The organism is Hoeflea sp. AS16 (genome assembly GCF_038900095.1).
GTDB lineage: Bacteria > Pseudomonadota > Alphaproteobacteria > Rhizobiales > Rhizobiaceae > Hoeflea.
The window spans coordinates 171,186-189,194 of the sequence record NZ_JBBMQQ010000004.1; the positions used below are offsets into that span (position 1 = coordinate 171,186).

The 18,009-nt window shown below is 61.7% G+C and carries 16 protein-coding genes, 1 other RNA gene and 1 pseudogene; 9 read left to right on the forward strand and 9 right to left on the reverse strand.

Translation table 11 applies throughout. From position 1 onward, the window contains the following. The first annotated feature begins 159 nt into the window (after positions 1-159). Positions 160-2,688, forward strand: coding sequence for a UvrD-helicase domain-containing protein (locus WNY80_RS12205; RefSeq protein WP_342887658.1), 2,529 nt, complete (start codon positions 160-162; stop codon positions 2,686-2,688). Between the two features lie 13 nt (positions 2,689-2,701). Here WNY80_RS12205 and WNY80_RS12210 read toward each other — a convergent pair whose 3' ends face one another. Then, positions 2,702-3,505 (reverse strand): hypothetical protein, encoded by an 804-nt coding sequence (locus WNY80_RS12210; RefSeq protein ID WP_342887659.1) that lies wholly within the window; start codon positions 3,503-3,505, stop codon positions 2,702-2,704. Between WNY80_RS12210 and WNY80_RS12215 the strand changes: the two genes are divergently transcribed. From WNY80_RS12215 to WNY80_RS12235, 5 genes and pseudogenes are all read left to right on the forward strand, one after another. Further along, entirely contained in the window at positions 3,504-3,662 is a 159-nt protein-coding gene (locus WNY80_RS12215; RefSeq protein ID WP_342887660.1) for a hypothetical protein, read from the forward strand. The two genes, WNY80_RS12210 and WNY80_RS12215, sit on opposite strands and share 2 nt — an antisense overlap. A gap of 107 nt (positions 3,663-3,769) precedes the next feature. Further along, positions 3,770-4,621 (forward strand): META domain-containing protein, encoded by an 852-nt coding sequence (locus WNY80_RS12220; protein ID WP_342887661.1) that lies wholly within the window; start codon positions 3,770-3,772, stop codon positions 4,619-4,621. Between the two features lie 279 nt (positions 4,622-4,900). After that, positions 4,901-5,059, forward strand: a pseudogene (locus WNY80_RS12225) (Flp family type IVb pilin); the annotation flags it as partial. A 248-nt stretch (positions 5,060-5,307) separates the two neighbouring features. Continuing rightward, positions 5,308-5,685: a hypothetical protein gene (locus WNY80_RS12230; protein WP_342887662.1), complete on the forward strand. Its 378-nt coding sequence runs from the start codon at positions 5,308-5,310 to the stop codon at positions 5,683-5,685. A gap of 39 nt (positions 5,686-5,724) precedes the next feature. Then, a complete protein-coding gene (locus tag WNY80_RS12235) occupies positions 5,725-7,131 on the forward strand; it encodes a PepSY domain-containing protein (protein ID WP_342887663.1) in 1,407 nt (468 codons plus the stop codon). Positions 7,132-7,216: 85 nt separating this feature from the next. Here the strand turns inward: WNY80_RS12235 and WNY80_RS12240 are convergent, their stop codons facing one another. The 4 genes from WNY80_RS12240 to WNY80_RS12255 all read right to left on the reverse strand — a co-directional run bounded on the left by WNY80_RS12240 (position 7,217) and on the right by WNY80_RS12255 (position 10,274). Further along, the gene (locus WNY80_RS12240) at positions 7,217-7,633 is read right to left on the reverse strand and encodes an MAPEG family protein (RefSeq protein WP_342887664.1); all 417 of its coding nucleotides are present in this window, start codon (positions 7,631-7,633) and stop codon (positions 7,217-7,219) included. A 123-nt stretch (positions 7,634-7,756) separates the two neighbouring features. Then, complete coding sequence (locus WNY80_RS12245) at positions 7,757-8,011, reverse strand: DUF2164 domain-containing protein (protein ID WP_342887665.1); 255 nt, start codon at positions 8,009-8,011, stop codon at positions 7,757-7,759. Between the two features lie 124 nt (positions 8,012-8,135). After that, positions 8,136-9,773, reverse strand: coding sequence for a chloride channel protein (locus tag WNY80_RS12250; protein ID WP_342887666.1), 1,638 nt, complete (start codon positions 9,771-9,773; stop codon positions 8,136-8,138). A 3-nt stretch (positions 9,774-9,776) separates the two neighbouring features. Continuing rightward, complete coding sequence (locus WNY80_RS12255) at positions 9,777-10,274, reverse strand: thioesterase family protein (RefSeq protein WP_342887667.1); 498 nt, start codon at positions 10,272-10,274, stop codon at positions 9,777-9,779. A gap of 159 nt (positions 10,275-10,433) precedes the next feature. Between WNY80_RS12255 and WNY80_RS12260 the strand changes: the two genes are divergently transcribed. Further along, on the forward strand, positions 10,434-11,849 hold the full coding sequence (locus tag WNY80_RS12260) for an FAD-linked oxidase C-terminal domain-containing protein (RefSeq protein ID WP_342887668.1): 1,416 nt from the start codon (positions 10,434-10,436) through the stop codon (positions 11,847-11,849). A 65-nt stretch (positions 11,850-11,914) separates the two neighbouring features. Next, complete coding sequence (locus WNY80_RS12265; protein WP_342887990.1) at positions 11,915-15,718, forward strand: AsmA family protein; 3,804 nt, start codon at positions 11,915-11,917, stop codon at positions 15,716-15,718. Between the two features lie 81 nt (positions 15,719-15,799). Here WNY80_RS12265 and WNY80_RS12270 read toward each other — a convergent pair whose 3' ends face one another. The 4 genes from WNY80_RS12270 to ssrA all read right to left on the reverse strand — a co-directional run bounded on the left by WNY80_RS12270 (position 15,800) and on the right by ssrA (position 17,448). Continuing rightward, positions 15,800-16,060 carry a ribbon-helix-helix domain-containing protein gene (locus WNY80_RS12270; protein ID WP_342887669.1) on the reverse strand — a complete coding sequence of 87 codons (261 nt, stop codon included), beginning with the start codon at positions 16,058-16,060 and terminating at the stop codon, positions 15,800-15,802. A 3-nt stretch (positions 16,061-16,063) separates the two neighbouring features. Continuing rightward, entirely contained in the window at positions 16,064-16,258 is a 195-nt protein-coding gene (locus WNY80_RS12275) for a DUF4169 family protein (protein WP_342887670.1), read from the reverse strand. A 13-nt stretch (positions 16,259-16,271) separates the two neighbouring features. After that, positions 16,272-16,835, reverse strand: a complete 564-nt coding sequence (locus WNY80_RS12280; protein ID WP_342887671.1) for an SspB family protein — start codon at positions 16,833-16,835, stop codon at positions 16,272-16,274. Positions 16,836-17,076: 241 nt separating this feature from the next. After that, positions 17,077-17,448, reverse strand: a transfer-messenger RNA (tmRNA) gene (gene ssrA, locus WNY80_RS12285). Positions 17,449-17,565: 117 nt separating this feature from the next. Between ssrA and WNY80_RS12290 the strand changes: the two genes are divergently transcribed. Then, positions 17,566-17,874, forward strand: coding sequence for a DUF2853 family protein (locus tag WNY80_RS12290; RefSeq protein ID WP_342887672.1), 309 nt, complete (start codon positions 17,566-17,568; stop codon positions 17,872-17,874). Positions 17,875-18,009: the final 135 nt, after the last annotated feature.

The window sequence follows — 18,009 nt, forward strand, 5'->3', positions numbered from 1 at the left end:
CAGCGCTGGCCGTGGCCAGATTGTTTCTCAACTGCCAATGCGGGTCAAGCCTGAATTAGGTGGTGTGGCGGCTCACAAGTTGTTGACCCCGGTGCTTCAGGCACCGGAATAAACCGCGAACGCTGGTCTTTCGGTGCCGAATCACTACATTCACTCGCTATGAGCTCAGCAGATGATGATATTCCGTTTTTCGGCGACGAAGATCCGGCACCGCGCACCCCCCCGGCAGCCCGATCTTCAGCCCCACCTGCAGCAAATGCAGGCGGCTCGATTGCGGCGCGCGCCCTTGCTGCCAGCCAGCAGGCACGCAGTGCGGCCCAGCCGACACCGAACTACCTCTCGGGGCTGAACCCCGAACAGGCCGATGCGGTGGAATCCATCGAAGGCCCGGTGCTGGTGCTGGCCGGCGCCGGCACCGGCAAGACACGGGTTCTGACCACCCGCATTGCCCATATTCTCAATCTCGGGCTCGCCTATCCCTCGCAGATCCTGTCGGTGACCTTCACCAACAAGGCGGCGCGCGAGATGAAGGAACGCGTCGGCGTTCTGGTCGGCGGCGCGGTCGAGGGCATGCCCTGGCTCGGCACCTTCCACTCCATCGGCGTCAAGCTGCTGCGCCGTCATGCCGAACTGGCAAACCTGCGCTCCGACTTCACCATTTTGGACACAGATGATGTGATCCGGCTGTGCAAGCAGCTGATTCAGGCCGAAGGCATTGACGACAAGCGCTGGCCGGCCCGGCAATTCGCCAACATGATCGACGGCTGGAAGAACAAGGGCTACGGACCGGAAGATATCCCCGAGGGTGACGCCCGCGGCTTTGCCAATGGCAAGGGCAGGGTGCTTTACAAAGCCTATCAGGAACGCCTGCAGACGCTCAACGCCGTCGATTTCGGCGATTTGCTCTGCCTGCCGATCCGCATGTTCCGGGCCCATCCTGATGTGCTCAAGGAATATCAGCGCAAATTCCGCTTCATCCTGGTCGACGAGTATCAGGACACCAACACCGCGCAATATATGTGGCTGAGACTCCTGGCCCAGCGCCCTGCTGGCGAACGCCCCAACCTCTGCTGCGTTGGCGATGACGACCAGTCGATCTATGGCTGGCGCGGCGCCGAAGTTGAAAACATCCTGCGCTTTGACAAGGATTTCCCCGGCGCCAAGGTGATACGGCTCGAGCGCAACTACCGCTCTACCGAGCATATTCTCGGCGCTGCCGGGCATCTGATTTCCCACAATGAAGGCCGGCTCGGCAAGACGCTGTTCACCGAACAGTCCGACCCCGATCATGAGCGCGTGCATGTCCATGCCGCCTGGGATTCGGAGGAAGAGGCCCGCGCCATCGGCGAGGAGATCGAACAGGCCCAGCACAAGGGCCGCGCCCTCAACAACATGGCCATCCTCGTCCGCGCCTCGTTCCAGATGCGCGAGTTCGAGGAACGCTTCGTCACGCTTGGGCTGAACTACCGCGTCATCGGCGGCCCGCGCTTCTATGAGCGCCAGGAAATCCGTGATGCCATGGCGTTCTTCCGCGTGGTCTCCCAGCCCGCCGATGATCTCGCCTTCGAGCGCATCGTCAATGTGCCGAAGCGCGGCCTGGGCGAGGCCGCCGTGCGCCAGATCCATGATGTCGCCCGGGGCCGCGGCGTGCCGATGCTGGCCGCTGCCCGCGATCTGATCCTCACCGACGAGCTCAAGCCGAAGCCGCGCAAGTCTCTCACCGACGTGGTCGAGATGTTCACCCGCTGGCAGGGGATGCTGGAGACCAAACCCGGCCATGAGCTGGCCGAAACCATTCTGGAAGAGTCCGGCTACACCGAGATGTGGCAGAATGACCGCTCGGCCGATGCGCCGACGCGGCTGGAAAACCTGAAGGAACTGATCGAGACCATCTCCAGCTTTGAATCGCTGCGCGCCTTCCTTGAGCACGTGGCTCTGGTCATGGACACCGACAACAACCCCGATCTCGATGCCGTCTCGATCATGACGCTGCACTCGGCCAAGGGGCTGGAATTCGAAACCGTGTTCCTGCCCGGCTGGGAAGAAGGCCTGTTCCCGCACCAGCGCGCGCTCGACGAGGGCGGCCGCTCGGGGCTCGAGGAAGAGCGCAGGCTCGCCTATGTCGGCCTGACCCGCGCCAAACTCTATTGCCACATCTGGTTTGTCTCCAACCGCCGCATTCACGGCTTGTGGCAATCGACACTGCCCTCGCGCTTCCTCGATGAATTGCCCGAAGCCCATGTCGAGGTTGCCGAAATGGACACAGGCTACGGTGGCTATGGCCGCGGCGGTCGTTTCGGCGGGCAGGGCGGCCAGACCGGCGGCCCCTACGGCGCCTCCCGCTTCGACAAGGCCGAACCGTTTGCCGGCAATTACAACACGCCCGGCTGGAAACGCGCCCAGGCCAACAAGACCGACGCCGCCCGCGACAACTGGGGCACCCGCTCGGGCCACGCCGTCGAACGCATCGCCTACGGTGAAAGCGGCCCGCGCGGCGGCAGAACCATCGATGGCGAACTGGTGGCCAAATCCACAGGAACAACCTCGGCCTATTCCGTCGGCGACCGCGTCTTTCACATGAAATTCGGCAACGGCAATATTGCATCGATCGATGGCAACAAACTGACCATCGATTTCGACAAGGCCGGGCAGAAGCGGGTGCTGGATGGATTTGTGGAACGGGTTTAAAAAACAATGGGCGCTACCGAGATGGGATATGGAGTTCCACATTCTCCCAAAGCTCTTGGGCACGCTTTTTAGCGATGTCCCGAGAATCCCGTTGAATATCAAAGCTAGTTCCATTCACCCAGCAATAGAAGTTTTCAGCAAGCCAGATGCTTTGCCGCAGCAAATGCACCTCATCACCATACTTCATAGGTGCCACCGGGTTTCGTCTTTCCCTGCGTGTTTGTATCAGGGCATGAGCAATGTGCTTGTCTCGAGAGTTTCGTAGTCGTTCGAGGGCAGGGGATTGAGCTATTTTTCGAGAGATACAAATGGCGCGCCTTAAGCGCCTGCGAGCTTTCCACGCTTGTTTTTCGGCAAATCGGTTTTGGCTGTCTTGAATGGATCGTTCTAATGCGGCTTGAATTGCTGGATCAGAATGTGGCTTGTTCAGCATCCCGACCCCAAGTGATGCATGCGCATGCCGATGTTCTTCGGCTAACGCATTAATGACGTCATCGTCATCGACATATTCAACAATAGTTAGAATGCTCGCGGTATTCTCATCAGCCGTATCCCACAACGCGGCTGTTCGGAGTACCGCGAACAAAAAGGAAGTTTGGCTCAAAACATTATAAGCGTTAGCAGCGTAGGACCGCGGAATTTGTTCGGTCAAGCGATTGGAATAAACGAGGTACTCGTTATTGGCCTGTATCGCGACGACCTCGAGCACATGGTTGATGATTTTATCCCTAATCATCGTTTTTGCACATTCGATCCTGGTTTTTGTATCCAGCTGCGCTACTCGTGCTTTAAATGGTGAGCGTTTTGAAGCACTCATGATCGATCTCTATCATCCTCTCCTAGAAATGGTGCTGGTGCTTACATTAAAGGACGCCGGCGCCATTGAACACGGCCTGTTCGATCAGTTCGCCGCACCGCGCACCCATTCAGAAACAACGCGATCGCTCGTTCCCTTTTTCATCGGCGCAGCATAAAATCCGGTCTACCTGATGAATGCCGGATGAATTTGCCGTTCAAGGTCTGTTCAATCGGTTGACTGCACAAAAGGGCATCACTCAAAGGTCAACAAGGGGGGGCGGCCATGAAAAACATTCTTCGCAGCTTTCTTGCTCTCAGCTTCCTGCTCGCCGCCCAGGCCATTGCCAAGGCGGAGGAAATCTATCTCCAGTCTGTCCAGTCGGGGAAATATGTCACCGTGGTGGGCGGCAAGCTTGCCGCCGCCGCCCCGGACGCCAACAGCGCCCTCCGCCTCGACACTGTTCCGCTGCAGGGCAACAGGATGGCGTTTCGCGATCTGCGCTCCGGCAGCTTCGTGCGTGCGGGCGTTGGGCAGGGAACCTTTCTGGCCGCGGGCAGTCCGCATATCCGGGGCTGGGAAACCTTCGAGGTGATCGACCTGCGCGGACGAACCGTCGCGCTTCGCTCGTTGCAGAACGGCAAATTTGTCCGTGCCGGTGTTGGAAAACGGTCGCATCTTGCAGCTGTGTCCGAGCGGGCATCCGGTTGGGAAACCTTCCGCCTCGTCGATGCGCGCTCGGCCCGGCAAAATGCAGACCAGGGCAGCGGCGTCGACCTGAGGGACATTGCCGGCAACTACCGCATCACCCACATTGCCGCAGACAATGGTTATCTGGTCCAGCTCGGCCAGCAGATGGCGGCAAGAGCACGCTTTGGGCTTGATGGGCGCGGCGCGGTCAGCGCGACGATCGGCTGCAACAATCTGTCGACCCGCATTGCGGTTCGCGATGGCCGTATCCGCACCGACGGGCAGGTGATGCAAACCAAGATGCGTTGCACGGGGCAGGGAGAAACCGCGGCAGAAGACGGTCTTCGCCGTGCGCTCACCACCAGCCGGATCGTTGTCCGCGAAGGCCGCACCGTGATTTTCAAGGCAGCCAACGGTGCAGAGTTGATGAAGCTCCGGCGGATGTGACGGCGACGGTTTGCCGGCGTAAGCGGCGCAGCTTCATCATTTTCACGCCGCCGGGAGACATCCTCCGGGCGGCGTTTGTGCATCCCGCCGGATCCGCCCAGATGGCCTGCAACTCCCATAATGGAACTGGTGTTTCATTTCGGCACATTCCTGACCAGTGCCATCAACAGATTTGAAAGATGCTGTGTGCAACTTTCCGGTGTCAGGCCAATGATAGGCCGGCTCCGGTCATGATCGATCGGATAAGTGCAAACTGCTTGTTTGGAAGGGACCTCCATGATGAAGGTACTCTGCACACGCGCCGCCGATTGCGAATCCGGCGCAACCGCCATGGAATACGCCCTGACAGCGGCGATCATATCCGTGGCGCTCCTGACCGGGGCCGAAACACTCGGCTCCGTGATCGATGATCAGTTCAATCTCATGTCAAACAAGCTTGCGAGCACGTCCGGACAGCAGGCTCAGCCCGGTGGCAATACAAGCCTGGTGTCGCTGCAAATCCCCGGCAAGGCAAAGATTCTGACCGTCAGCGCCGATACCCGGCCATAGCAGCCATGATCCCGCACCCGGTCATTCCGAACAAGGCACGCCAGCCGCGACGCCTGCGGGCCCGAGCGCATTCAAAACACTGAATTCCAGCAAAATGCGGCTATCCCGGCTACATTTTGTTCTGTAGGGAATTCGGCATGATGAGGACACTCAGAGAGCTGGAAGTGAGACGACTGGTCTTTGCGGCCCTGTTCGTGCCCGTGCTGCTGTTCTCGTTCTTCTCTGTCCACACCATGCCCCGCTTTTCCGAACAGGGCATGCAGATCATCATCTGTACCGGAACCGGTATCGAGACGGTTTCCGCCACCGGTGAAGATGATCCGGCCGAAGATCCGGCGCATTCGCCCTGCGACTGGTCGATGCAGATCCATGCGGCAACAGTGCCTGCAGCCGGCATTGCGGTTGAGCCGTTGGTGTTCACCCGCACCCGGGCAGTTGCCTTTGAAAAGACCATCCTCCGCTCCGGAAAGATCAAGTCGAACCGGCATGCACGGGCGCCGCCTTTCATCCTCTGACGCTCAAGATCCGAAACAATTTTGTCAGAGGAGAGACTGATGGTCTCAATCGAACAGACCGGTGCGTCTGTGCAGGACCGTGCGCCTGCAAGCACCAGCAAATTCTATCTCGCGGCATGGCGCTGGCATTTCTATGCCGGGCTCTATGTCATCCCCTTCTTCATGGTGCTTGCCGTCACCGGCATGGCCATGGCCTGGATCGCCTATATCGACGGGCGCGACGGCGAACGCATCGCCGTTGTCCCGCAACAGGTTGCCCAATCGGTCTCGGCACAGGCCGATGCGGCGCTGGCGGTCATCCCCGGTGGCACGCTCAGGCAATATGTCGCCCCGCGTGCCGATGATCTGGCGGCGATTTTCCGCGTCGATCTGGACGGCAAGGCGACCATGGTCGCGGTCGATCCCTACAGCGCCACCGTGCTGGCGGAGTTTCCCCGCCGGAGCGGCTGGTATGATTTCTTCGACAACGTCCACAGCGATCTCATGCTTGGTGTCACCGGTGACCGGATGATCGAGGTCGCCGCTTCGCTCGGCATGGTGCTGATCGCCACCGGGCTTTACATGTGGTGGCCGCGCACCACCGGCTGGCGCGCGGCCCTGGTCCCGTCCTTTGCCCGTGGCGGCCGGGTCATGTGGCGGTCGCTGCATGGCGTGGCGGGATTCTGGATCTCGCTGTTTCTGGTGTTCTTCCTCGTCTCCGGCCTGTCCTGGGCCGGTGTCTGGGGCGAGAAGATGGTGCAGGCCTGGAGCCAGTTCCCGGCGGCAAAATGGGACAATGTTCCACTCTCCGACGACACCCACGCCAGCATGAACCACGGACCGAAGGAGGTTCCCTGGGCGCTTGAACAGACCCCGATGCCGGCATCCGGCAGCCAGGCAGGGCAGGCGGGGCTGCCCGCGGGCTCTGAAGTCACCATCGACGCCATGGACCAGCTGGCCCGCAGCATCGGCTTTGACGGCCGTTACCAGATGAACGTCCCGTCCGGCGAAACCGGTGTCTACACCTTCAGCCGGGATTCGATGAGCACCGACAGTTCCGATCCGACGTCGGACCGCACCGTTCATGTCGACCGCTACACCGGCAACATCCTCGCCGACGTCCGTTTCGAGGATTACTCCTGGGCCGGCAAGGCCATGGCAGTTGGCGTTGCCCTGCACATGGGCACCATGGGACTGTGGAGTGTGCTGGCAAACACGCTCGTATGCACATCGGTGCTGTTCCTGTGCATTAGTGGCGTGGTGATGTGGTGGAAGCGCCGGGCCCAGGGCCTGCGCCTTTCCGCACCGCCGCTGCCGCGCGACATGCCGCTCTGGCAGGGTGCCACGCTCGTGGCGCTGGCCGTGTCCATGGCGTTCCCGATGGCCGGGCTGACGCTGCTCGCGGTGATGGCCCTGGACGCACTGGTGGTTTCGCGCATCCCGCGTCTCAAGCGCGCGCTCTCCTGAACCAGCCCACGAAAAAGGCCGCGCCTGAAAAGACGCGGCCTGACATTTTTCAAGTCGATATCCAGCCAGGCTGAATGCGCGGCTCTTATCCCGCCAGCGTCCAGAGTCCGTGCCCGAGCAGGCCCGCGAGCAGCACAAGCTGTGCCAGGAACGACAGGGCGAAACCGCCGCCGCGCTGCCAGCCCGGTGCATCTTCCTGGATGAAGTGCCAGGCATGAAACCCGCGCCCGATGGTGAAGACCAGGCCGAGCCCGTGCACGGCTGACACCGGCATGCCGATCAGCGCCGCGACCAGCAGCATGATGAGGAACATGGGCATGTTTTCAATCGCGTTGGCATGGCCGCGGATGATGCGGATCAGATGCTTGACGCCGCCATCGCCGATGGAAACCTTGTACCTGCCGCGCAACCGGCCGGTCTGGGTCGCGATCCACAGCAGGATGACCATGTTGAGTGCTGCATAGATGCCGACCGCCGAAAGCGCGGGTGTCAGGTTCTGCATAGTTGATCTCCATGAATTGGGTTGCCGGGAAAATTGAAACTCCCGCAGCCATGCGGATGCCGGAAATTGGACGAGAAGTAAATGGCCGGGCCCCGCTCGTCTCCGGTGCCCGGCTGCTTGAGGCTACCGCAAGTGCTTGGTCGGCTGCTCCAGCGCGAACACGTCGTCGGAAAGGCTGTCCATCCGCTGTATGAGCAAATCCCGTGCGTCATACAGGCCGCGATTGTAAAAATACGCCCCCATCTTGTCGATGAAGAACCGCATCAGCATCTCGGCCGGCATCGCGCCGATATCCTGGTCCAGTTCCTCGCGGAAATAGTCCTGGATTTCGCCCACCATGGCCTTGGTTTCTTCGCGGTTGAATTTGATCGGCTTCATTGTGATCTCTTTGCTCGGGCGTGATTGTGTGGCGGTCCCGGAAGCTCGGAGTAGCTCCAGGCCGCCTGGTGAGTGCGTCCTCTCCGCCTATTCCGGGCTCCGGGATTAACGGAGACTTTCCGGACTAGCGGTGTTCTTCCTCGCTGGCGGCGATCAGGCGGCGGTTGAAGTGACTGACGGCCTTGACCTGTTCGGCCCAGCCGACGATCCGCCGCTCTTCGCCATCGGCCACCACCGGCAATCGAGTGTGGCCGCTGGTATCGAACACCCGCAACGCGGTTTCAAGCGTGTCGATCGGCTTGAGCGAGGGGGTGTCCTGCTCCGGATCGTAATATTCGGTCTCGTCATCCTCGCCGGGCAGGGTCATGAAATCCATCACCCGCGCATTGCGCAATTCGGTCCGGTGCGGGCCATCCTTCAAGAACAGCCCCCGCATTTCCAGCTGCCACTGGAAATAGGAGTGTCCGTGCAGCGCCAGGTTGGCCCCGTGGGCGATGGCGACGGTCAGCAGCAGCGCGATCGACAGCGCATAGCCGCCGGTCAGTTCGAACACGATCACCGTGGTCGAGATCGGCGCGCCGAGCACGGCGCCCGCCACCGCACCCATGCCGAGGATCGAATAGAGCGCCTGGCTCGATGCCAGCTCGGGAAACGCCGAGGCCGCGATGATGCCGAAAGCGCCGCCGGTCATCGCGCCGAGATAGAGCGAGGGCGAAAACACCCCGCCGCCAAACCGGGCGGCCAGCGTGATCGCGGTCGCCAGCGTCTTCATCACGATCAGCGTCAGCATCAGGCCCAGCGACAGCTGGCCCCACAGCGCCAGGTCGGTTGCCTCATAACCAACACCAAGGATGTGGGGGAAGGCGACGGCCATCAGCCCGACGATCAACCCGCCGCAGATCGGCAGCGCCCAGACCGGTATCGGCGAGCGCCGCGCCAGGTATTCGGAGGAGAGCAGCGCGAACTGGAAAGTCGCAGCGACGAAGGCGCAGACCACGCCGAGCAGTGCAAAGGCGGGAAACTCCCAGTAGGAGGTGATCTGGTAGGACGGCACGATGAACGCCGCCGCGTCGCCGAACCACAGCCGCGACACGATCGCGCCGGCTGCCGACGATATCACGATCGGCACGAAGGAGCGCGAGGCGTAGTGCCCCAGGATCACCTCGTGGGCAAACAGCACGCCGGCAATCGGCGCGTTGAAGCTGGCGGAAATCGCCGAGGCAACCCCGGCCGCAAGCAGGGTGCGGCGGGCATAGTCGGGCAGGTGCAGCCGGTCGCCTACCGCACTTGCAATTGTCGCGCCGAGATGGATCACCGGGCCTTCGCGGCCACCGCTGCCGCCCGCGCCCAGCGAAATCGCCGTTGTCACCGCGCTCATGATCCCCTCGCGCAGGCTCAGCCGCCGTCCGGTCAGGGCCCGCGCCTCGATCACATCGGCCACCCCGAAGGTACGACGGGAAGGAGTGAACCGGCTCACGAGAATGCCGACCACGACGCCGCCAAGCGTCGGCCCGGCGACAATCATGTACCACGGGGTATGCCGGGCGACGGTGAGCACCTGTTCGGAGGTGTCGCCGAGCCAGTAGAGCTGAACGATGCCGATCAGCTGCCGGAAAGCGATCGCAGCCCAGGCCACCGAGAGCCCGATCAGCAAGGACAGCAGCCAGATGACCGGCTGCCGGTGCTCGATGAAGGCTCGAATATTGGGAAGAACCCAGCTTCGGATGCGGCCAGGCGTTGCACGGAGAATTTCAAACAGCATTAATCAGGATGCCCCGTGGACTTGGCGGCGCGGGATGCCGATGGATCGTCCGGCCTGCTCGGGCCGCGGCAGGCTCTTGTGCGCTTCGGCCATGGCTGTGACATTGGCGAAAATGTCATCCGGCATGTCCATCGTGCGCGGACCACTCATGTCGATATGCAGCAGCATGCTTTCGCAGGTCGCAGAAAGCCATCCGTCGACATGCCTGAGTTCCTGAAACAACTGGATTCGCTTGGCATCGAAATCGAGGATCTGTGTGCTCGCCCTGACCATCGCGTCGGGCTTGAGCTCCCTGACGTAACAGACATGCGCCTCGGCATTGAAAAAGCTCATGTTGCGCTCCGCCACGTAGTCCGGGCCGCTGCCGATCATTGCGAAGACGTGGTCGGCGCCCTGATCGAACAGGACATTGTAATAGGCCATGTTCAGATGACCGTTGTAATCGAGCCAGGCCGGGTCCAGTCCGCGCGCTGGCGCGATCACCGGAGCATCAAACAACATGGCTTCTCCCTTACTAATCTTTGCCTGTGGCCACTATTGTCTGCCTGCGGCGTCGCCCACACTGGACAAGAGCGCTTCAGTTTGCACATTACCTCATCACGCCGAAGCAGCAAGCATCTGGCGCAGTTAGCGTAACAACGGTTGACCGGAGAAAACAACATGGGTCTGAGCGACGTCGAGCCCGGCCTTCGCAATGAAGAAGGCATCGAAGCGGTCATTGGCGTTTTGCGCCAGCGCTTTGGCGAGCAATTGCAGACGGGAGAGGCGCTGCGCGCCCAACATGCCCACACCACCACCTATATCCCCGGCCAACTGCCCGACGCGGTGGTGTTTCCCGGCTCGGCCGAAGAGGTCAAGCTGATCGTCAGGGCCTGCGCCGATCACCGCGTGCCGGTGATCCCGTTTGGCACCGGCACCTCGCTCGAGGGCCAGGTCAACGCGCCCAATGGCGGCATTTCCATCGACATGTCGCGCCTCGACAAGGTGCTCGAAGTCAATGCCGAAGATCTCGACTGCACGGTTCAGCCAGGAGTGACGCGCGAGCAGCTCAACACCTACCTGCGCGACACCGGCCTTTTCTTCCCGATTGATCCCGGCGCCAACGCCTCGATCGGCGGCATGACGGCAACCCGCGCCTCCGGCACCAACGCCGTGCGCTACGGCACCATGCGCGACAATGTCATCGCGGTGACGGCGGTGACCGCCTCCGGCGAGGAAATACGCACCGCCCGGCGTGCCCGCAAATCCTCCGCCGGCTATGATCTGACGCGGCTGTTTGTCGGCTCCGAGGGAACCCTTGGGGTCTTGACATCGATCACCCTGCGCCTGCAGGGCATTCCGCAGGCGATCTCCGGCGGCGTCTGCCCATTTCCAAGTGTCGAGGCCGCCTGCAACGCCGTCATCATGACCATCCAGATGGGCATTCCGGTGGCCCGCATCGAACTGCTCGATGCGTTGCAGATGAAGGCCTGCAACGCCTATTCGAAGCTCAACAATCCCGAAAGCCCGTCGCTGTTCCTCGAGTTTCACGGAACCGACGCCGGCGTCGCCGAACAGGCGGCGCTGTTTGGCGAAATCGCGGCGGAATGCGGCGGTGGCGAGTTCCTCTGGACCACCAATCTCGAACAGCGCACCGAATTGTGGAAAGCACGTCACAACGCCTACTGGGCGTCGCTGCAACTTCGTCCCGGCGCCAAGGGCATTTCCACCGATGTCTGTGTGCCGATTTCCCGGCTGGCCGAATGTGTCGCCGAAACCCAGGAAGATATTGCAGCCCACGGACTGATCGCCCCGATTGTCGGTCATGCCGGTGATGGCAATTTTCATGTGCTGATTTTGCTCGATACCGATGTTCCTGCGGAAATCACGGCCGCGGAAGATTTTGTCGGACGGCTCAATGCCCGCGCCCTGGCGATGGATGGAACCTGCACCGGCGAACATGGTATAGGTCAGGGCAAGCGGCCCTATCTTCCCCTCGAAATGGGTGAGAGCGTATCGGTGATGCGGCAGATAAAGCAGGCGCTCGATCCCATGAACATCATGAATCCGGGCAAGATTTTTCCGTTCGAGGGCTGAAACCAACAGAAGCGGCTATGCTGGCCGCGAGGGAGGATTGAAAGCTGATTCGGGTATTTGTTGCCATTGGCGGTTTACTGGTGCTGGCGTTGTTTGCGGCGCTGATCGCTCCGTATTTTATCGACTGGAGCAGCTACCGGACAGCATTCGAGGCCGAGGCAAGCCGCATCATCGGCCAGCCGGTCAAGGTGCGCGGCGATGCGGATGCGCGGCTGCTGCCGTTTCCCTCGGTAACATTCTCCGACGTCGTCGTTGGCGACGAGGCGCAACCGGCCATGACCATCAGCCGGTTTTCAATGGATGCGGAACTGGCGCCGTTCCTGAGCGGTGAAGTCCTGATCTTCGATATGCGGGTGGACGCGCCGAAGGCCGTTGTTCGGGTTCTTGAAGATGGCCGGCTCGACTGGGCGCTCAAGCGCAGGCCGACGCCGCCCGGCGATCTTGTCGTGCTTGAGCGTGTCACCATTGCCGATGCCGATATCACCATCGTCGACGATCAGAATGGTCGCACCCACAAGCTTCGCGATATCGATGCGCAGGTCTCGGCCAAGTCGTTGTCCGGGCCCTGGCTCATCGAGGCCGAAGGCGAAATCGCCGGCCATCATGGCGGCGTGTCGATCGCCACCGGAACCGCCCAGCCTGACGGGTCGATCCGCATGCGCGTCAGAGCCGTGCCGGACGCCTGGCCGGTGTTGTTGGAAACTGAGGGCGAGGCAAGGATCGAGGGCAACAAGCCGCTCTATGATGGCCTGTTCACCTTTACGGCCCTGTCCGAACCGGGGGCAGGCGGTGTCGTGTCGGAGAAGCCTTTGGTCGTCGCCAAGGGTGATTTCGCAGCGACCAACGAGCGCCTGACCATCAACGAATGGCGCGCGGAAATCGGGTTTGCCACCGATCCCTACATCGTCACCGGACAGGCCAGCATCGACACCGGTCCCGATCCGGAATTCCTGCTGCTCGCCGATGGCCAGCAGATCAACATGGACCGGCTGTCGGGCGAGGAGCCCGCAGCTGACGGAAGTGCCGCTGCGGTGCCGCTGGGCGAACGGCTTGCCCTCGTCAACGCGATGATCGACCGCTTGCCGCCGCTGCCACTGCCGGGGCGCATCTCTCTCAATCTTCCGGCCATTGTCGCGGGCGACACCACCTTGCGGGAAATCAATCTCGAAGCCCGGCCCGATGGCGATGCCTGGCTGGTCGACAGCTTTTCCGCCAATCTTCCCGGACGCACCACCGTCGAGGCCAGGGGCAGGCTGGTCTCGGGCAAGGCTGCCAGTTTCGACGGTACACTGACTGTGGCCTCGACCCAGCCCTCGGGCCTTGCCAACTGGCTTGTCGGCGATGTCGATCCGGTGATCCGGCGGCTGGGCGCTGCCGGTTTCTCCGCAAATGTCAGCCTGTCTCCGCTGTTGCAACGGTTCGAAGCGCTGGAAGTCGCGGTCGGCCCGGCCACGCTCAAAGGCAGGCTGGAGCGCCAGACGCCGGAGAAGGGCGCGCCTTCGCTTTCTGTCGAGCTGTCCGGAGACACGTTTGATGCCGATGCGGTGCGCGCGCTGGCGTTGCTTGCCGGTGCTGAAAGCAATGCGGTTCGTCCGCTCGGGGAGTACAATCTTGCAGGCCGCATCACCGCGGACACGTTCACCATGGGGGATTACCGTCTCTCGGGCCTCGACACATCGATGTTCTGGCGTGACGGCGAACTCAGGATCGAACGTTTGAAATTTGCCGATTTCGGTGGTGCGTCGGGAGAGTTCAGCGGCACGCTGGCAGGCTCGTTCTCGGCCCCGGACGGAGAGATCAAGGGGGACTTCGCAGCCCCTGCCGCATCGGGCCTGTTCGCCCTTGCCGAAAAGCTGAGCGGCGGCCACCAGATCATCCGCCGCCTGGGCGCCAACAGCGCCGCCTTCGATGAATTGACCGGCAGCGTCGACCTGACGCTCGACCCGGATGCCGGACCCGCCCTCACTGTCAGCGGCATCACCGGCGGCAGCAGCTACACGCTCACGGCATCGGGCACCGGCCTGATCCCCGGCGGGGACGGGCCACGCACCTTTGCCGTCAATGCCGGGAACACTGAAGCATACCGGCTTCTTGAACAGCTCGGATTTGCCGTGCTGCCGCTGGAAGGAGAAGGGCCATCGGAACTCGAATTGACGGCGTCCGGCGGGGCCGATGACGGAGATCTGGCCATCGATGTGCGGTTGAGCGCGGCAAATGCGCAGATCACGCTCAATGGCAATGGCCGCATTCCGGCAAGCGAACCCGCCACCGGCCTGTTCAGTCTTGCGGTCCAGGCGACCGATATCGAGCCGTATGTGATCATGTTCGGTCATTCCCTGCCGCAGGCGGGGGCAGGCTTGCCGCTTGCAATGACGGCAAGCCTGGCGATCAACGATCAATTGGCCTTGCTGTCGGAGATCGAAGGCAAGGCGGAAGACAATGTCTTCTCCGGTCAGCTCGAATTGGATCGCTCGGCCTCCGAACTGTCCGGCACCGGCAAGCTGCGGATCGATTATGCGAATCTCGAATGGCTGGGTGAACTGGCGCTCGGGCCGCAGCTGTTTGCCGATGACGGGGCGACCTGGAGTGATCAGCCTTTCCTGCCGCCCGCACCGGGTCAACCGGTCCTGCAGATCGCGCTTGAAGCGGGCAAGATCGATCTCGGACGCGGTGGAATCGCCCGGAATTTCAAGGCTGACCTGTCCACCGGTACCGGGTTGATGTCGCTTGAGAACGCCGAAGCCGACTGGTTTGGCGGCAGGTTTGGCGGCCGTGTCTCGCTCAGCAATGCCGATGGATCTGTGTTTCTGTCAGGCAGGGTCACGGCAAGCGGCACCGATCTTGCGGCTCTGGACCGGGCCGTACGCGGATCGTCGGCCTTTTCAGGTGCCGCAGGAGCCAGCGCCAGCCTTGAGGGCACTGGCAAGTCGATGCGCGAACTCGTTGCCTCGCTCGCCGGCGGCGGAGAGCTGACGGTTGCGGACCTGGCCATCTCCAGGCTGGATTCCGGCGGCTTCGCCCGCATTCTAGGCGCCGCCGACCGAGAGAATTTCAAGATCGAGACCGACGCAGTGGCCGGCATGGTCGATGCGCTGATGGCCGGCGGCGAAATGAAGGCCGACGCCATGCGCCTGCCGTTCACCCTGACCGGCGGGGTCATGCGCTTTTCCGGCACCGGGATCAGCGACGACAACGCCGAGCTGACGGGCGATGCGCGGGTCGACCTGATTGGTCTCAGGCTTCAGTCCGACTGGCGGCTGGCCTTTGAGCCCGGTGTCGAGGCTGTCGCCGGCGGTGATCCGTCGGTGGTCTTTGTGCTCGGTGGCCTTCTGGTCGATCCCGCGGTGTCGATCGATGCCTCCCAGTTGACCAATTATCTCTCGATACGGGCCTTCGAGCGCGAGCGCCGGAAGGTTGAATTGCTTCAGGCCGGTGTCGTCGAAAAGCAGCGGCTGCGGCGCGAAATTGCACTTCTGAACGAACGCGCCGCCCAACGCAAAGCAGCCGAGGCCGCACGAGTGGCGGCTGAAGAGGCTGCACGGCTTGCTGCGGAAGAGGCGGCCCGGCAGGCTGCGGAAGAGCAGGCGCGCCTTGCCGAGGAACAGGCGCAGCGCGCGCTTGAGGAGAAGGCTGCGGCGCAACGTGCTGCGGAAGAAGCCGCCCGGCAGGCTGCGGAAGAGGCCGCACGCCAGCAAAGGCCGCTGGATGCGCCGGATGCGATCGAGCGCCGCCCGCTGCGTGATCCTTCGGCCGATCCGCCCTCCGCCATTGCCGACGAGCCGCAACGGATTGAAGTGCCTGAGCTGCGCTTTGATGACTTGCCCGGTGTCGAAGACCCGATCCGCAGCCTGATCGACCCGAACTACTGAGTTGCCACGGCTCTCTCGCCGATAATCCGGGGCAGGGCAGTCGGGCAAGGCTTTTGGTCTGAAACTGCCGGCCCGGTGGTGTCATTCCTCAAGCGAGGCGACGCCGCCTTTTTTCTTCATTGCCCAGTCAAGCACAGCCACGCGGATTGCCGAGGACAGGTTGACTTGTGCCTGGTCGTCAGCCGAATGCGCCGCGTCGATCTCGGCGATCAGGGCTGCGACTGCCATGCCGCGCTGTCCGGCCATCTGCCTGAGCGCATCCATGAAGGCGTCTTCGAGTGTAATGCTGGTGCGATGTCCGCGAATGCTGACCGAGTGCTTGCGGATCTGTCCGCCGGCCATGCGTCAGGAACTGCCGTTGTCGGGCTCGCGGCGGGAGCCGTCATGTTCGCGCGCGGCTTTTTCGTTGCGCGCGCGCGCAAGATCGCGTTCGGCCTTTGAGCGCCCGTGCTCGAAACGGTTGCGTTCGGCGTCAGCCTCTTTCACCGCGCGGTCGCGCCGCTTGCGGGCCATGCGCAGATTGACGACGTCGCCGCTCATCGCGCAGGCCCGGTCAGTTTTTCTTGCGGAAGGAATCAAGCGAGACGACATCGGCGCCGGGCTTCTTCTCCGCATCCGCATCCGCATCGCTCTCGCCGGCATCAGCCGCAGCCGCGTTCTCGTCCTTGGCCGCAGGCTCGACAAGCCGTTCGATCGTGCCTGCCAGTTCAGCCCGTTCGTTGTCCTCGTCATCGCCGCCATCATTGGCCGCCACGTCGAGCACGGTGTCGAACTCCAGTTCGAAATTGACCGACGGATCGTAAAACCCGCGGATGGCGGCAAACGGCACCACCAGCTTTTCCGGCTTGTCGGAGAAGGACAGGCCGATCTCGAACTGCGATTCCGTCACCTTCAGATCCCAGAACTGGTGCTGCACCACGATGGTCATCTGTTCCGGGTAGCGTTCCTTGAGCGCGGTCGAAATCCGCACGCCGGGCGCTTCGGTCAGGAAGGTGATGAAAAAGTGATGTTCGCCCGGCAGGTATCCGGTCACCGCTACCTCGGACAGCACCTTGCGGATCACGCCTCGCAGCGCCTCCTGGGCAAGAATGTCGTATCGAATGTGGTCTTGCGGCATCAGCGCGTTCTTTCCTGTCTGGGCCCGGTGCTCAGAGCCAATTCCTGAATATTGTGGCGGTCGGATCACGCCGATTCACCTGTCTTTATTACCGGAAAGCCCATGCGCTTGAAAGCTGTGTTGCAGGATAAAGCCGGATTGCTTTCAGGAACGGTTCAAATGCGGCGAGTTCAGCTGACCGGTGGTCCCAAATGACAGGAGAGGCGTTGTAAGTGCTTCGTTCTGTCCATGCATCTGGGAAAGTGGAGGTTTCTGTTGCCAGGTACCTCCGAACCCCGCCCAGAAGTGCGACCCTCTAGGACTTAATTTGAAGTGTCACACCGCAATTAAGCAGCGAGACGAGCTTCCGCATAGTTGTCATTTGCAACTACAAGTTTAGCCCGATAACGGTGGTACAATGCCGAACAAAAAGTCGCTCTTTACACCCTCGTCGATCCTGTTTCGCCCCCATCATCATCCGGCCGTTTGGCCGTTGCGGCGTATTCGCCGGATCATGGTGGAGGCGCCGGGTACCGCCCCCGGGTCCGAATGGTTTATTGCAACGCTCGTTTATTGTCATAGCTGCTTGCGCAGCACACCCAATATAGGGTGCGAACCTTCTAATGAAAAGGGGTTAATCACCGCAGCTGACTATTGACAGCATCTGCTACATTGCCAAACATGCCGCTATTGAATTGCAAACGGAATGCGGCTCCGCAAAGGGGTGGCTTCCAGTCCAAGGGGAATATCCATGACCGACTATGCCGCCGATGTGAAGAAATACGATCCCGGTGCATCCGATGAAACCATCGGCAAGATCGTCAAGCACCTCGGCATCGCGCTGAGAAACCGCGACTCCTCGATGGTTGCCTGTTCTGATCCGTCGGAACTCGCACGCGTTTCCGAAAAATGGTGCGGCAAGAAGCTTGGCGTCACCGGTGCGGCTGCCGATGATGCCGTCGCCAAGGTCTGCGAAATGATGAAGGGCGACAACTCCAAGGCGCGCGTGACCTTCTATTATCTGGTCGCCAAGGAACTTGGCAAGCTCGGCGATCTCTGATCCGGGCTGTGCGTGACTATGCCCCGCTCTGATCCTCAGGGCGGGTTTTTTGCTGCCCGCAAGACAGACGCTGCTGCCGTCACCGGCTGGCTGCGATCTAGGCAATGCAGGGATGCGATGATATCCTGCGTCAGG

Coding starts and splice junctions, on each gene's coding strand:
- WNY80_RS12290 (WP_342887672.1), top strand. CDS start 17,566: ATGACCGACTATGCCGCCGATGTGAAGAAATACGATCCCGGTGCATCC.
- WNY80_RS12245 (WP_342887665.1), bottom strand. CDS start 8,011: ATGAAGCCGATCAAATTCAACCGCGAAGAAACCAAGGCCATGGTGGGC.
- WNY80_RS12210 (WP_342887659.1), bottom strand. CDS start 3,505: ATGAGTGCTTCAAAACGCTCACCATTTAAAGCACGAGTAGCGCAGCTG.
- WNY80_RS12220 (WP_342887661.1), top strand. CDS start 3,770: ATGAAAAACATTCTTCGCAGCTTTCTTGCTCTCAGCTTCCTGCTCGCC.
- WNY80_RS12250 (WP_342887666.1), bottom strand. CDS start 9,773: ATGCTGTTTGAAATTCTCCGTGCAACGCCTGGCCGCATCCGAAGCTGG.
- WNY80_RS12275 (WP_342887670.1), bottom strand. CDS start 16,258: ATGAGCGGCGACGTCGTCAATCTGCGCATGGCCCGCAAGCGGCGCGAC.
- WNY80_RS12270 (WP_342887669.1), bottom strand. CDS start 16,060: ATGGCCGGCGGACAGATCCGCAAGCACTCGGTCAGCATTCGCGGACAT.
- WNY80_RS12255 (WP_342887667.1), bottom strand. CDS start 10,274: ATGTTGTTTGATGCTCCGGTGATCGCGCCAGCGCGCGGACTGGACCCG.
- WNY80_RS12280 (WP_342887671.1), bottom strand. CDS start 16,835: ATGCCGCAAGACCACATTCGATACGACATTCTTGCCCAGGAGGCGCTG.
- WNY80_RS12205 (WP_342887658.1), top strand. CDS start 160: ATGAGCTCAGCAGATGATGATATTCCGTTTTTCGGCGACGAAGATCCG.
- WNY80_RS12240 (WP_342887664.1), bottom strand. CDS start 7,633: ATGCAGAACCTGACACCCGCGCTTTCGGCGGTCGGCATCTATGCAGCA.
- WNY80_RS12215 (WP_342887660.1), top strand. CDS start 3,504: ATGATCGATCTCTATCATCCTCTCCTAGAAATGGTGCTGGTGCTTACA.
- WNY80_RS12230 (WP_342887662.1), top strand. CDS start 5,308: ATGATGAGGACACTCAGAGAGCTGGAAGTGAGACGACTGGTCTTTGCG.
- WNY80_RS12260 (WP_342887668.1), top strand. CDS start 10,434: ATGGGTCTGAGCGACGTCGAGCCCGGCCTTCGCAATGAAGAAGGCATC.
- WNY80_RS12235 (WP_342887663.1), top strand. CDS start 5,725: ATGGTCTCAATCGAACAGACCGGTGCGTCTGTGCAGGACCGTGCGCCT.